The following is a 14,245-nucleotide window of genomic DNA, read 5'->3' as shown; positions in this document are numbered from 1 at the left end:
AGTAACCAAAGATTTTTATCAATGAAAACAATAATTAAACTAGCCATTCTTATTTCAGGGCTAAGCATATATACCGCAGCAACAGCAAAAGAAGTTGAACTTGACCGCGTTGCAGCAATCGTTAATGAAGGCGTGGTTTTAGAGTCAGAAATCAATGATCTTGTTCAATCTGTAAAGCAACAAGCTATTAGAGAGAAACAAAGCTTACCTTCAGATAAAGCATTAAGAACACAAGCCGTAGACAAGCTAATAAGCGACAGTATCCTTATCCAACTTGGCGAGCGTATGGGGGTACAAATTGGTGATCCTCAATTAGATCAAGCAATTACCTCTCTTGCTAGAGACAATGGAGGCATGACTTACGACGCTTTTAGACAAAAAGTAATTAATGAAGGAATTAATTGGGAAACCTATCGCGAAGGTATACGCAAAGAAATGATTGCTAATGAAGTAACTCAAGCTAACGTACGTCGTCGAGTCAATATTACCCCTCAAGAAGTTGATAACTTAGTTAAATTAATGGTTCAACAAACCAATACCGATGTTGAATACAATATTGGTCATATCTTAATTGCTTTCCCAGACGAACCTACTCAAGATGATTTAAACGATGCTAAAACGCGTGCTGATAAAGTTATCGATTTATTAAACAACGGTAGTGACTTTAAAAAGATCGCGATTGCATCATCAGGTGCACCATCTGCACTTGAAGGGGGTGATATCGGTTGGAGAGGCATCAATGAAATGCCGACATTATTTGCAGAATTGGTTGAAGGTAAAGATGAAGGAGAAGTTTTTGGACCTATCCGTACAGGTTTGGGCTTTAACATTATCAAGATAATGAAAATTCGCGGTAAGAAAAAAGTAGAAGTAACTGAGCTTAAATCTCGTCATATTTTAATTGAACCTTCAATTATATTATCGGAAGAGAAAGCTGAGAGCATTCTTAAAGATTTCTTAGTACAAATCAAAGCTGGTGAGGCTGATTTTGATACTTTAGCTCGAGAACACTCAGAAGGTCCTACAGCATCACGAGGTGGTGATCTTGGTTGGGCTGACCCTAGCGGTTATGATCCGAAATTTAAAGCTGTAATCGAAAGTTTAGAGGTGGATGAATATGCTGCACCGTTTCGTTCATCGTTTGGTTGGCATTTAGTTCAATTAACGGGTCGCCGAGTAATGGATGCTACCAAACAAAATGATTCAAACCGTGCATATAATATTTTATTTCAACGTAAGTATGGCGTTGAAGTAATTCGTTGGTTGAAAGAAAAACGTGATGAAGCTCATATTGAAATTTTCGACGGTGAAGACGAATGATCAATAAGATCGCGGTTACTCCTGGAGAGCCGGCGAGTGTAGGTCCTGATATATTAATTCAGCTTGCTCAACAAGATTGGCCAGTGCAAATTATTGCTGTGGCCGATCCTCAATTGCTAACAGAAAGAGCATCAATGCTAAATCTTCCTTTGGATATTAAAACTTATGATCCTAGCACTAAAGCTGAAGCTCATAAGGCTGGCACTTTATTTGTAAAACCGGTACAAATGGCTGATGAGTGTGAGGCGGGAGTATTAAATGCTAACAATGGTGCTTATGTGGTTGAAACTTTGCGTGTTGCTTGTGAAGGCAATATGAATGGCGAATTTAAGGCTGTAGTTACAGGTCCAGTGCATAAAGGTTTAATCAATCAAGCGGGCATTCCATTTAGTGGTCACACGGAATACTTTGCTCAACAAGCAAACTGTGCTGATGTGGTAATGATGTTAGCAACGGAAGGTTTACGAGTGTCTTTAATGACCACTCATATCCCCCTTGCCTATGTTTCAAAAGCGATAACCTTTGATCGTATTCAAAAAATCACTCGTATACTTGATAAAGATCTGAAAGAAAAATTTGGCATTAAAGAGCCTAAAATTTACGTTTGTGGCTTAAATCCACATGCAGGTGAAGATGGCCACTTGGGGCGCGAAGAGATTGAAACAATCTCTCCAGCGTTAGAATCTTTGCGTGCCGAGGGCATGAATTTAGTTGGGCCACTACCAGCAGATACGATCTTTCAGAAAAAATATTTAGACGAAGCTGATGCAGTTTTAGCCATGTATCACGATCAAGGTTTACCGGTATTAAAATACAAAGGTTTTGGTAACTCTGTGAATATCACTCTTGGCTTACCGTTTATCAGAACATCCGTCGATCATGGTACTGCGGTTGATTTGGCAGGTACTACAAAAGCAGACACAGGTAGTTTTAAATCTGCATTAACAGCAGCAATTGAAATGGTGAATAGTCAACAATGAGCAACAAAAGTCATTTAGGCCATCAAGCGAAAAAGCGCTTTGGTCAAAACTTCCTACATGACGATGCTGTTATTAGCAGAATTGTCGATGCTATAGATCCAAGTTCAGGTGAAAACTTAGTTGAGATTGGTCCTGGTTTAGGTGCCTTAACTGAGCCAGTAATTGAAAGAGCTGGTGATATATCTGTTGTCGAACTTGATAGAGATTTAGCGCACCGTTTACGTCATCATCCATTTATCGCGAAAAACCTTACTATTTATGAAACTGACGCGCTGAAATTTGATTTTGCCAGTATCGCAAACGATAAGCCTTTGCGCATATTTGGCAACTTGCCGTACAACATTTCAACACCGCTAATATTTCATTTACTGTCATTTAAAGACAAAGTGAAAGATATGCACTTTATGTTGCAAAAAGAGGTGGTAAACCGAATGGCAGCGGGTCCTGATAGCAAAACCTATGGCCGTTTATCAATTATGAGCCAATATTTTTGCCAAGTTATTCCGGTTATGGAAATTGGTCCTGAAGCGTTTCAACCGCCACCGAAAGTCGATAGCGCTATTGTTCGCTTAATTCCACACGCTGAAATTAAACATCCTGCAAAAGATGTTACATGGCTTAACCGTGTGACGACTACTGCTTTTAACCAACGCCGTAAAACTGTGCGCAACAGCTTCAAAAAGCTAATAAGCGCAGAGCAATTGCAACAGCTTGGTATCGATCCTACCTTAAGGCCGGAAAATTTGAGTTTGGTCGATTACGTTAATGTGGCAAATTATCTAACTGATAACCCGCCTGAACAAGACTCAAAAAAGTAGTTGGAACAGTAAAGATAGGAATGGAAAATTGAGCGAAACAGGACAGTTAATTAAAGTCAGTACCAAAGTTGATTTTATTGAAGAGCAATCTGATCAATACCAAGATCGCTTCGTGTTTAGTTACACAATCACCATTGAAAACAATTCAAATAAAACCATGCAATTGATGTCTCGTAGCTGGTTAATTACCGATGCCAATGGTGCAAAGGTTAGTGTTGAAGGCGATGGTGTTGTTGGACAACAACCGGTACTACAATCTGGTCAAAGATTTCGTTATAGCTCTGGTTCAATCATCAAAACGCCAATCGGTACAATGGAAGGTTTTTACACAATGAAAGACCTTCAAGGGAATTTGCATAAAGTTGAAATTCCTGTATTTAGTCTTGCCGTGCCAAACATCCTTAATTAATAAGCTAGGCAACGGACTATAACAATGGCGATATATCTTATTGGTGATATTCAAGGTTGTTTTAAAGAGCTCACTTCGTTGTTAAGCAAAGTTAATTTCGATCCTAAAACCGATCAAATCTGGCCCTGTGGCGATCTAGTCGCTAGAGGGCCTGACTCATTAGAAACACTGCGCTTTATCAAACAACTTGGCGATAGTGCCAAAGTGGTGTTAGGTAACCATGATCTGCACTTGTTAGCGACGTATGCCGGTTTAAAAAAACCTAAGGCCAATGATAAACTCGAGCAACTGCTCAATGCACCTGATGCCAAAGAGTTACTAGATTGGTTAGCGCAACAGCCATTAGTACGGCAACTACCCGACGAAAACGCTTACTTATCTCATGCTGGAATCGCACCAGAGTGGTCGCTAACAGAAGCGCTTGAGCAAGCCGAAAAAGCTCAACAAAAAATAGCAAATTCTGATCGAAATACCTGGTTAGCTTGTATGTATGGCAATACACCTAATTCATGGTGCTTGGCAACGACTGAAGAAGAGCAATTTCGTTATACTATAAATGCTTTTACTCGCATGCGTATGTGTTTTAGTGATGGTTCTTTAGAGCTCAGCTACAAGGGCACCCCAGCTGATACAAGCGAATTGCTACCTTGGTATATGATATCTCCAACGCTTGATACAACACCTTGGGTATTTGGCCATTGGGCAAGTATCATTGGACAATGTTCACATCCTAATGGTTATGCACTTGATACGGGCTGTGTTTGGGGCGGCGAATTAACTATGCTTCGTTGGCATGACAAACAATATTTTAGCGTGCCAGCACAGAAATAAATACCGATAAATCCGCCTCGTATAATTCTTATAAATAAACCTTTTAAAATCTTCACAAACTCATATACTTATACTATTCGTAATGAGAAATGAGATTTATAATGCCCCGAGAACAATTTGGTATTTGCGCCGAACCAAACCTGCATAGTTATTATTTAATGTTCAACGTAATGGACAATAAAAATGCATTCATTCGCCAGGCTCTTGCTGCCCTTCCTGAAATGTTTGATCAATATGCCGATCAGTTTTCTGAAGCTAATATGGCGACTGTTATTGCCATTGGCGCCAACTACTGGGACGATTTTTATCCTGCATCTAGACCTAAAAATCTAAGACCATTCGAACAAATTCAAGCCGACGATAGGGTTGCACCTGCCACTAGCTACGATTTATTTATCGAAATCAGAAGTGATCGTGCAGACGTAAACCACGTAGTAAGTTCCAAAGTATGCGAATTACTTGGTGATGCCGTTGAATTAATCGAACAAGTGAAAGGCTTTCGCTATCTTGATGGCAGAGACTTAACTGGCTTTGTTGATGGCACCGAAAATCCTAAAGGGATGCGCAAACGTGAAATAGCGTTAGTAGCAGAAGAAGATGAATTTGCTAAAGGCAGCTACCTTCATATTCAACGCTATCGCCATAACATGCAACTGTGGGAAACATTAAAGGAAAAACAACAAGAAGATGTTTTTGCCCGTACCAAGCGAGACAACATTGAGTACGACAGTGCGGACAAACCAAATACGTCACATATCAAACGTGCTAGCGTTAAAGACAGTAATGGAAAATCATTAGAAATAGTCAGAAACTCAATGCCTTATGGTCACATGAAAGTACAAGGCTTGTTCTTTATTTCCTACTGTTACAGCCCAGAAAACTTTGAATTGATGCTAAAGAGCATGATTGAAGGTGACGGTTATGGAAACTTCGATCATATGTTGAAGTACACCCAAGCGGAAACTGGTGCAGCATTCTTTGCCCCTTCGGTAACCTTTATTGAATCCTTAGCTAAAGAAAAATAGGACGGTTTCAAAGAGCGATGAACGAACCTATACATATTAAGAAAAAGCACCATCGACGTGGTGCTTTTTGGGTGTTCAATAGAATTAAATTTATTGTTTTTTAAACCTACGTGATGCTAACCCCATAACCCCTATAGCGAAAATGACAAGTGTAGAAGGCTCGGGAACGTCCGCTGAACAATTTTCGCTACATACATCCTCTTCAAAACCACTATATTGAACACCTGCTTGAGACAAATTATAGAAACCAAATTTACCAGCGCTATTATTAAGATCCGAAAAGTGGAATATTTGCTCGTTATTGAATGTGCCACCATTAATTGAAATATTAATTTCTGAGGTAGAGTAGCCCAAAGTAAATTCATAGTTGGTATTGTTAGCCCAACCACGATTACTGCCATAATCAGTCCCTAAAACATCTATCCCAGCCCCAGCATGGCTCCACATGGCATTAAAATTATTAACATCAAAGCCTGTTGATATTTTAGACAATCGAAACCCTTCATAACCTATGACACTCCCACCAAGTGATTGCGTACCTTGCTTCCAATCAAAAAGGTAAAAATCGTCTAGACCATTAAAGCCAAAAACAAACCCAATAAAGTCGTTATCACCATTAGCATTTACGCTAAATGACCCTGTAAACTCAGAATTAATAAATGAATTTGTACTGGTAAAAAATGTTGCTGAGCCGTTAATTGTTTGCAAAACAGATGAACCATCAGCCGCAACTTCCCAATTACCGTTGGAAGACGTGCCTTGCTGAGTCCAAGTATTTAAATCGATTAAGCCAGCATTAGCAAAGCCACTGAAATACACAGCGAAACAAACAAGAGACGCCCTTATCATTTTTATATTCATTACATTTTCCTTAATAGTAGATTCCTAATAATGGGAATTTATTCTTAGTTATTGTTAATTTAATTTTAAGCAAAAATCAAACCAAGAAAGATAAGTAATTATTTATCAATAACTTAAAGAAAAGAACTCATTAATGGCGATTCATTATGTAAAAAAATCTGACATCTGTTTATCATTGCCGATTGTTGGCTATGAGCACTTTGTTCTTACCCATTAATTTAGCCGCAGCACTTCAATGAGGCCTTTCGTTTCGCCCTAGCACTTGAAAGATGACAGCGCTTTTTATTTATGTCACTTTGTGACATAAAAGGTATAGAGAAAAATGCCGATTAACATTTCTATGTTAACCGGCATTCATTTGTTATCTTTATCTAGAGATGAAAGTTTTTTAGATTAGTCTTTCAAACGTATGGTGTTGATAATTTCTGTGGTAGAAATACCTTCTTCGAAATTCAATATTTGAACTTCTCCGCCGTTAGCAATTACCTCTTCTCCGCCAGCAATCTCTTCTACTTTGTAATCACCGCCTTTAACTAATACGTCAGGGAGCAAATTACCAATTAAGCGTTGCGGTGTATCTTCGCTAAAGCTTACTACCCAATCAACGGCGCCAAGTCCGGCAAGTACAGCCATGCGTCGCTCGACTGGATTCACAGGGCGTCCTGAGCCTTTTAGGCGGCGAACTGAATCATCATCATTAACCGCGACAATTAGACGGTCTCCAATGTCACCAGCATGGCTTAAATACGAAACGTGGCCAGCATGTAAAATATCAAAACAACCATTCGTCATTACAACATTTTCGCCACGCTGTTTAGCTTGCTCAATAATGATTTTAAGCTGCTCTTCAGAAACCACACCGGAACCACTTTCTTGACCAAATGTAAGTGCTTGAGCAATTTCAATTTCACTAATGGTCGATGTACCAATTTTGCCAACAACAATACCCGCAGCAACGTTAGCCAAAGCACTCGCTTCTGCAAAACTTGAACCAGCGGCAATCGCTAAAGATAGTGTTGCAATGACAGTATCGCCAGCACCAGTTACATCATAAACTTCTTGTGCTTGCGTTGGAATATGCAGTTCTTCGTCCTGGCGAATTAATGTCATACCATGTTCAGAGCGCGTCACTAACAACGCTTCTAACTCCAGTTCAATAAGCAATGCTTTACCCTTGGCAACAAGGTCCGCTTCGTCTTTACATTCACCAACAACCGCTTCAAATTCAGATAAGTTAGGGGTAATCAATGTTGCGCCGCGATATTTAGAAAAGTCATGGCCTTTTGGGTCTACAACAACAGGGATATTATGGTTTCGAGCTAAACTTACCAGATCAGGAACATTTGATAACGTGCCTTTGTCATAATCAGATAATACTAAAACGTCGTGTTGCAATAGGTTATTTTCAACAATGCTGTTGAGTTCTGATTTATCGATTTCTGAAAATGACTCTTCAAAATCTAATCGTAACAATTGCTGATTACGGCTCATCACACGTAACTTGGTTATTGTTGGCACATCTTCACTGCGTGAAAATCGACAAATTACATCCATCGCCGATAAATGCGTATCTAATGAATCGGCAACTTCATCATCACCGGTAATTCCCGTTAATGTCACCTGACCACCTAAACTGGCAATGTTTAACGCTACGTTGGCAGCACCACCGGGTCTATCTTCGTCGTTATTAATTCTAACCACTGGGACAGGCGCTTCTGGAGAAATTCGAGCAGTTGGTCCAGTCCAATAGCGATCAAGCATTACATCGCCAACAACCATAACTCGAGTTTTATCAAATTTGGGAATATCTACTTTCATTGAGCTTTCCATTACGGATTATATTAAAGTATTATAATACTAATTAGATTAACTATGTGCGCAGTATTTGTATAAGAACGTTCTTAAAAATAATGCACTTATATTTATTCCACCTAGTATAAGCTATATTTAAAACTGTTAATGCAAGTGTAACATTAATTAGACTTATTTCCCTATTTTGTCGAAATTAGAATTGGTTAAACTATTGAGTTGATTGAACTTTGAGCAAAAATAAATCTATACAAACATCGATAAAGGCGAGCTTCTTTTTACCACAATACTGGTTAACTTGGCTAAGCGTTCTTTTTTTATACCTTCTCTCTTGGTTACCATATAAATTACAGCTTCTTATGGGCCGTGGTTTAGGTCGCTTAATGTTAAAAGTTGGCGGTAAACGTAAACGCGTCGCAGAGAAAAATATTAGCGTTTGTTTTCCCGAATTATCGGCTGAAGAACAACAAAAAATGCTGCGTCAAAACTTTGAAAACGCAGGTATTGGCTTGTTTGAAACCGGCATGGGCTGGTGGTGGCCAGATTGGCGAGTAAAACGGAAAATAAAGGTTAAAGGATTAGAGCACCTCGAACAAGCAAAGGCCGACGGTAGTGGCGTATTACTTTTAACCGTACATTTCTTATGTCTAGAGTTTGTTGGCCGTGCAACCGGTATTGTTCATCCTACCGTGTGTTTTTATCGACCAAATCATAACGCGCTATTTGAATATTTTCAGCATCGAGGTCGCGCTCGCTCAAATAAATATATGATCGAAAAAACCAACGTTAAAGGCATGCTCAAAGCTATACGTAAAGGTGAAACTAGCGTGTATCTACCGGATCAAGACTATGGTCGCAAGCGTTCGATATTTGTGCCATTTTTTAACGAGCCACAAACCGCAACAACCTTTGGTACGATGATGTTTGCCAAAATGAAAAACGTTAAAACACTCATGATCGTGCCTCGCAGATTAGAAGATAACAGCGGTTACTTACTAGAGTTTACTCCGGCATTTGATAACTTCCCAGTCGGTGATGATGAGCAAGATTTGACTCGAGTAAATAGAGAAGTTGAAGCCGCTATTCGCAAAGCTCCTGAGCAATATATGTGGTTACACCGCCGCTTTAAGACGCGCCCGAATAAAGAAGATCCACCTTTTTACAACTAATCTAGGTTAGATGAAGATGAGGTACTTACAGGCATAATTTTATGTCTGTAAGTATTTTTGATAAATCTTTTGAACCTGTTGACGAAAATCTAAAGACTGATCAGCAGCGATTTTAGTTGGTAAATCTTGCAACACTTGTTCGTGACCTTTGTTTCTAAGCTCGCAATAACTATCAACCAACAACTTTTCTTCATCTTCGCTAATTAACTTGGCCTTCGCTAACGCTTCAAAAACTCTGACATTATCACTATATTCCGTTAAATCTGGATATTGATGACTATAATTCAGCACCAAATATTGGGCCAAGAACTCTATATCTGCAAGCCCGCCAAGTGATTGTTTTACGTCGATAATATCTTCACTGCTTTGGTCTAAATGACCACGCATTTTTTCACGCATCTTGATAACATCAGCGGCCAATAGTGACTGTTCACGTTCATTCGCCAAAATATTTTTGCGGATTTCAGTAAACCTGTCGGCCAACGATTGATCGCCGTATACAAATCTAGCTCGCACCAACGCTTGATGTTCCCAGGTCCATGCATCTGTTTGTTGGTAGTGATTGAACGTATCAATGTGCACAACCATTAAGCCAGAATTACCCGACGGTCGTAGTCGCATATCAGCTTCATACAATATGCCATTAGGTGTTCGAGTATTAAATAAATGCAGGATCCGTTGCGCCATTTTTAAATAGAATTGAGTCGACGGTATTTGTTTTTCGCCATTTGTATAGTTGTCCGATGGGCAGCGGTGTACAAAGACTAAATCTAAATCGGAGCCATAACCAAGCTCAATACCACCTAATTTTCCGTAACCGATAACACCAAAGCCTTTATCGTCACTACCAGCAGTATACTCTGGCTGTCCATACCGCTGCACCATTTGATGCCACGCCATATTAACAACTTCTTCTATGGTGGCTTCGGCTAGTGCGGTTAAGTGATCGCTTACTTCCATCACCGGTAACACACCGCTGATATCAGCTGCAGCTATCTTAAGTTGTCGTGCTTTTTTAAATAATCTTAAACCTTCCATTTGAGCTTCAAGGTCATCTTCAGGAATACGCATCAATGCATCTTGAATATGAAGTTTATAGTCGCCTAAATCAGCGATAGCGAACAGTACATTAGGGTCGATCAACTCATCGAGCAAGATTGGAAATTTAGCTAAATGTTCACTGATCCAAACACTGCGGCCACACAGTTTTAATAACTGTTTAAATGCACCTAGATTCTCATATAACAATTCTAAATAGGCAGTTCGAGTGGCGATTTTCAATAAAATATCAAGTACACGGGGCAGCAAAATATGGACATTTTCTTCACTCGTTAGCAACTCCAGCAATAGTGGAATTAGCTTGTCTAGAATTAAACGGCCACGGTTGCCAATACTGCGTTTGAGCAAATCATGTTTAAAGCTACTTATTTGAGAATGAATTTGTTGACTTTGCCAATCACTTTGACGTTGTTCGATCCAATGAGTCGCTTCATCTTCATCCCAATTTGCATGCCAATAAGTGATCCAATGTTGATCAACACTGGTGCTTTGCTCGTTATCCTCACCAATCAAACTCTTAAACTCTTGATTGACCGCTTGCATATGTTGCTGACATAATTCTAAATACTCGCTCCAATCAGACAAACTGAATAATTGTACTAATCGAGCCTGGTCAATTTTTTCATCGGGAAGCTGCTGTGTTTGTTGGTCTTTAAACGCTTGAATGGCATTTTCACTGCGACGCAAAAACAAATAAGCTGAGCGTAACTTCGCCGCCGACTCAGCACTGACACATTCATACTCGACCAAAAGTTGCAGCGCCTTTAACAAATTTCTTTGTTGTAATTCTCTCTCTCGTCCACCGCGGATAAGCTGAAATACTTGCACAATAAATTCAATTTCGCGGATACCGCCGACGCCAAGCTTAATATTGTATTGTAGTTTTCGACGCCTCGCCTCTTGCGCGATCATTTGTTTCATATGACGGAAACTTTCGATCACACTAAAGTCAATATAGCGTCGGTAAACAAAAGGCCTAAGTAGATTATTTAATTGTTCATGATATTCGCTATTACCGATAAGCCTTGCTTTAAGCATGGCGTAACGTTCCCAATCTCTGCCCTGCTCTTGGTAATAATTTTCCATCGCGGTAAAGTTAAGTACTAAAGGTCCACTTTCGCCAAACGGCCTTAACCTCATATCAACCCGATAGACAAAACCATCGGTTGTTACTTGATTCAGCGCGGTGATCAGCTTTTGTCCAAGGCGAGTAAAAAATTGCTGGTTATCTAGCGCGCGTCTGCCACCAACGGTTTCGCCGTTTTCAGGAAAGGCAAATATCAAGTCAATGTCAGACGAATAATTTAATTCTTGTCCGCCAAGTTTACCCATGCCATATACCAACAATGGTTGTTCATTGCCATTGCCATCTTGTGGTTGACCCCATAAGTTCTGGCAAAACTTTGTTAACCAATCTAGTGCTCCACAAATTAATGTGTCAGCTAAAGCAGAGATATTTGCCAACGAAATTTCAGCATCAACATTTTTACATAAGTCAGCAATTGCAATGGCTATCATTGCTTGGTTTCGACAATCACGTAACACCTTATGGAGCTGAGTCTCGTCAGTACAATCAGCTAGTTGTTTAGCTAAGTAATCTTCAATGTTATTCAATTTAGTGAAATCAAAGGTATTACTATTAAAGATTACCTCGACCCATTGCGGCTTGGCGATCAATTGATCAGCAATAAAATCACTATAACCAAACGCCGAGCGCAATATTTCTAACTGCGGCTCATTTAAACCATGACCAAGCTCAGCAGCGCGCTCTGAAAAACGTGCAAAATATAATTTCTTTTGATTATCAATAACATTTGAGATGTCGTGAGTTGCAGGGTTATTCACTTTCAAGCTACCTAATTAATATCCGTGTTTTGATGCTGTTGTTATTAATGCAAATGACAATTTAATCATTAGACATAATATGTCTTTGATGCTTTAATAGCGATTCAACTTTATGTGCTTTGCTAAAGTTTATGAAACGATTTGATTTTATTCTATTAAAATCATTTTTTAACTTTAGCATTTTTGAGGGAAGTGCACAGAAATGCAAATAATTAAATCAATATTGCTGATTTTAATCGTAAGTTTAAGTGGTTGTACCGACCCTTTAATCGCCAAGATTGAACAGCAAACACCGATAACTCAGCAACGGCTTGCTCAGTTAGCTACCGCTTTAAATGATGGTCAAATTCGTAATGCGACCTTGATTAAGCAATATGGTGACAGTCTTCTTGAAACTAAGCCAGAATTAAAGCCGCTGATCAACGAATTCAAAAAAGACGCGACCACTGACGGCCCTATGTTTAAAGGCTTGCAAGATCGTTTGCAGACGGTGCAAACACAGCCACAAATGTTCGCTGACAATAAAGCGATATTTGACGAGTTAATCAGTATCTATCAGGCAGCAGATCCACAACTGTATTCAGACGCGCTATCTGATCCATTAAACGTTTTAGCTGATATGTCAGATGGCGCTTTACCAAGAGTAAACTCATTATCTAAACAGCAAAGCATGCAAGCTAATAATGCCCAAGATTTTGGTTATGGTGAACAACTCATCGGAAACCCAAGCTACGGCCAATGGCAAACCGGCAGCAATGGCATGTCTTTTTGGGCGTGGTATGGCATGTATTCTATGATGGGTGATTTATTCGGAAACCGCCGTGTTTATTACAGTAACTGGGGCAGTAATCGTGGCTTTAGTTATTATAATGATTACGGCCGCAGCCGCTATACCTCACCGAGTCAATTTCGTAAACAAGCCTCGGTAGAAACTCGTACTCGTAAATCATTTGCAAGTAGCGGTAAGAAGTACCAAAGCCCTTATAGTAAATCACGTACCGGTTCGTCAGGGTTATCTCGCCAAAGCCAAAGCGCGAAAGCAAGCTCTGATAAATTTAGACAACGCAGCAATTCTAGTTATGCGAGTAAATCAAAATACTCAAACAAAGCTAGCTTTAGAAACAGCAGAAGTAAAACGTCTCGTGGCTTTAGTCGCGGCAAATAAATAGGAATAATAATGAATAACTTATTTAATATCACCAATATCAGCCAAGACATTATGGTCATTTTGGCTATCGATGTGGTAATCGCCATTTTGCTGTTAAGTGCTATGCGAGTTATCAATGGATTGACTGCCAAAGTTAATACCACTGAAGAGTTAGCAAAAGAAGATAACTTTGCTTTTGGTATTAGTGTCGCTGGCTCTATTTCAGCACTTGGTATTGTTATGACCGGCGCGATTACAGGAGAGGCCGCTAATAGTTACGAGCTAGAAGCTATTGGCATGTTTTCTTATGGTTTATTCGGTTTAATACTGATCAAAATTGGACGTTTGGTTCATGACAAATTGGCGTTGAATCAACTTGATAAAATTAAACAAATTAGAGAACGTAACGTCGCCGTAGCCCTGGTCGACGCGGCAAGTGTTATTGCAACTGCAATCGTTATCCGCGCAGTGTTAATTTGGGTAGAAGGGTTAAACTTATACACCTTTATCGCCATCACTTCTGGCTTTATCGTGTCACAGGTTATCTTAATTTTAATTACCCGTATTCGTGAGACCCACTATGCACGAAACAACCAAAAAGATTCGATGCAAGAAGCATTTTGTCACGGAAATGTTGCACTAGCACTTCGCTACAGTGGACAAATCGTTTCAACAGCGTTGGCAGTAACCGCAGCGAGTTATTTCTTAATTTATACGCCGGAAACGATTGTTGAAAATCTGGTCGGCTGGTTAGTATTTGGTTTAGTGATGACTGTGGTTGTTTCATTGTTAACGGCTATTGCTAAGCGCATTATTCTTTGGGGCATTAACTTATCAGAAGAAGTCGATAGACAACACAACGTTGGTGTTGCGAGTATCGAAATGGCAATTAGCATAGCTATTGCAATGATCCTTACCGCTTTAATGGCTTAGATATCGTTATTAATCACATAAGTAAGAAGTTCTAATGTT

At 39.6% G+C, this 14,245-nt stretch carries 12 protein-coding genes; 9 read left to right on the top strand and 3 right to left on the bottom strand.

What is annotated here, in order from left to right:
• Positions 1 to 21: 21 nt before the first annotated feature.
• The 6 genes from surA to LT090_RS03460 all read left to right on the top strand — a co-directional run bounded on the left by surA (position 22) and on the right by LT090_RS03460 (position 5,383).
• Positions 22 to 1,320 carry a peptidylprolyl isomerase SurA gene (gene surA, locus LT090_RS03485; protein WP_068544622.1) on the top strand — a complete coding sequence of 433 codons (1,299 nt, stop codon included), beginning with the start codon at positions 22 to 24 and terminating at the stop codon, positions 1,318 to 1,320.
• Entirely contained in the window at positions 1,317 to 2,300 is a 984-nt protein-coding gene (gene pdxA / locus LT090_RS03480; protein ID WP_068544624.1) for a 4-hydroxythreonine-4-phosphate dehydrogenase PdxA, read from the top strand. Before surA ends, pdxA begins: the two co-directional genes overlap by 4 nt.
• Positions 2,297 to 3,118 carry a 16S rRNA (adenine(1518)-N(6)/adenine(1519)-N(6))-dimethyltransferase RsmA gene (gene rsmA, locus LT090_RS03475; protein ID WP_068544626.1) on the top strand — a complete coding sequence of 274 codons (822 nt, stop codon included), beginning with the start codon at positions 2,297 to 2,299 and terminating at the stop codon, positions 3,116 to 3,118. Before pdxA ends, rsmA begins: the two co-directional genes overlap by 4 nt.
• A 28-nt stretch (positions 3,119 to 3,146) precedes the next feature.
• A complete protein-coding gene (gene apaG / locus LT090_RS03470) occupies positions 3,147 to 3,527 on the top strand; it encodes a Co2+/Mg2+ efflux protein ApaG (protein ID WP_068544628.1) in 381 nt (126 codons plus the stop codon).
• A gap of 24 nt (positions 3,528 to 3,551) precedes the next feature.
• Complete coding sequence (locus LT090_RS03465; RefSeq protein ID WP_068544631.1) at positions 3,552 to 4,358, top strand: symmetrical bis(5'-nucleosyl)-tetraphosphatase; 807 nt, start codon at positions 3,552 to 3,554, stop codon at positions 4,356 to 4,358.
• Positions 4,359 to 4,459: 101 nt separating this feature from the next.
• Positions 4,460 to 5,383: a Dyp-type peroxidase gene (locus LT090_RS03460; RefSeq protein ID WP_089152980.1), complete on the top strand. Its 924-nt coding sequence runs from the start codon at positions 4,460 to 4,462 to the stop codon at positions 5,381 to 5,383.
• Positions 5,384 to 5,473: 90 nt separating this feature from the next.
• Here the strand turns inward: LT090_RS03460 and LT090_RS17125 are convergent, their stop codons facing one another.
• A complete protein-coding gene (locus LT090_RS17125; protein ID WP_068544634.1) occupies positions 5,474 to 6,244 on the bottom strand; it encodes a PEP-CTERM sorting domain-containing protein in 771 nt (256 codons plus the stop codon).
• A gap of 393 nt (positions 6,245 to 6,637) precedes the next feature.
• Positions 6,638 to 8,062 carry a bifunctional D-glycero-beta-D-manno-heptose-7-phosphate kinase/D-glycero-beta-D-manno-heptose 1-phosphate adenylyltransferase HldE gene (gene hldE / locus LT090_RS03450; RefSeq protein ID WP_068544636.1) on the bottom strand — a complete coding sequence of 475 codons (1,425 nt, stop codon included), beginning with the start codon at positions 8,060 to 8,062 and terminating at the stop codon, positions 6,638 to 6,640.
• Between the two features lie 221 nt (positions 8,063 to 8,283).
• Between hldE and lpxL the strand changes: the two genes are divergently transcribed.
• Positions 8,284 to 9,222: an LpxL/LpxP family Kdo(2)-lipid IV(A) lauroyl/palmitoleoyl acyltransferase gene (lpxL, locus tag LT090_RS03445; protein ID WP_068544638.1), complete on the top strand. Its 939-nt coding sequence runs from the start codon at positions 8,284 to 8,286 to the stop codon at positions 9,220 to 9,222.
• 39 nt (positions 9,223 to 9,261) lie between these two features.
• Here lpxL and glnE read toward each other — a convergent pair whose 3' ends face one another.
• Entirely contained in the window at positions 9,262 to 12,126 is a 2,865-nt protein-coding gene (glnE, locus tag LT090_RS03440) for a bifunctional [glutamate--ammonia ligase]-adenylyl-L-tyrosine phosphorylase/[glutamate--ammonia-ligase] adenylyltransferase (protein WP_157726584.1), read from the bottom strand.
• 202 nt (positions 12,127 to 12,328) lie between these two features.
• On the opposite strand from glnE, the gene LT090_RS03435 reads away from it, so the two are divergent.
• On the top strand, positions 12,329 to 13,291 hold the full coding sequence (locus tag LT090_RS03435) for a hypothetical protein (RefSeq protein WP_068544640.1): 963 nt from the start codon (positions 12,329 to 12,331) through the stop codon (positions 13,289 to 13,291).
• A gap of 12 nt (positions 13,292 to 13,303) precedes the next feature.
• Positions 13,304 to 14,206, top strand: a complete 903-nt coding sequence (locus tag LT090_RS03430; RefSeq protein ID WP_068544643.1) for a DUF350 domain-containing protein — start codon at positions 13,304 to 13,306, stop codon at positions 14,204 to 14,206.
• Positions 14,207 to 14,245: the final 39 nt, after the last annotated feature.

It is taken from the genome of Thalassotalea crassostreae (assembly GCF_001831495.1).
GTDB lineage: Bacteria > Pseudomonadota > Gammaproteobacteria > Enterobacterales > Alteromonadaceae > Thalassotalea_A > Thalassotalea_A crassostreae.
Note: the sequence above shows the minus strand (reverse complement) of the source record. Positions and strands in the feature narration are given on the sequence as shown.

What these genes read in the sequence shown, in the direction of transcription:
- surA (WP_068544622.1), top strand. Translation starts at nt 22, where the DNA reads ATGAAAACAATAATTAAACTAGCCATTCTTATTTCAGGGCTAAGCATA.
- LT090_RS03435 (WP_068544640.1), top strand. Translation starts at nt 12,329, where the DNA reads ATGCAAATAATTAAATCAATATTGCTGATTTTAATCGTAAGTTTAAGT.
- LT090_RS03465 (WP_068544631.1), top strand. Translation starts at nt 3,552, where the DNA reads ATGGCGATATATCTTATTGGTGATATTCAAGGTTGTTTTAAAGAGCTC.
- hldE (WP_068544636.1), bottom strand. Translation starts at nt 8,062, where the DNA reads ATGAAAGTAGATATTCCCAAATTTGATAAAACTCGAGTTATGGTTGTT.
- LT090_RS03460 (WP_089152980.1), top strand. Translation starts at nt 4,460, where the DNA reads ATGCCCCGAGAACAATTTGGTATTTGCGCCGAACCAAACCTGCATAGT.
- LT090_RS17125 (WP_068544634.1), bottom strand. Translation starts at nt 6,244, where the DNA reads ATGAATATAAAAATGATAAGGGCGTCTCTTGTTTGTTTCGCTGTGTAT.
- LT090_RS03430 (WP_068544643.1), top strand. Translation starts at nt 13,304, where the DNA reads ATGAATAACTTATTTAATATCACCAATATCAGCCAAGACATTATGGTC.
- pdxA (WP_068544624.1), top strand. Translation starts at nt 1,317, where the DNA reads ATGATCAATAAGATCGCGGTTACTCCTGGAGAGCCGGCGAGTGTAGGT.
- rsmA (WP_068544626.1), top strand. Translation starts at nt 2,297, where the DNA reads ATGAGCAACAAAAGTCATTTAGGCCATCAAGCGAAAAAGCGCTTTGGT.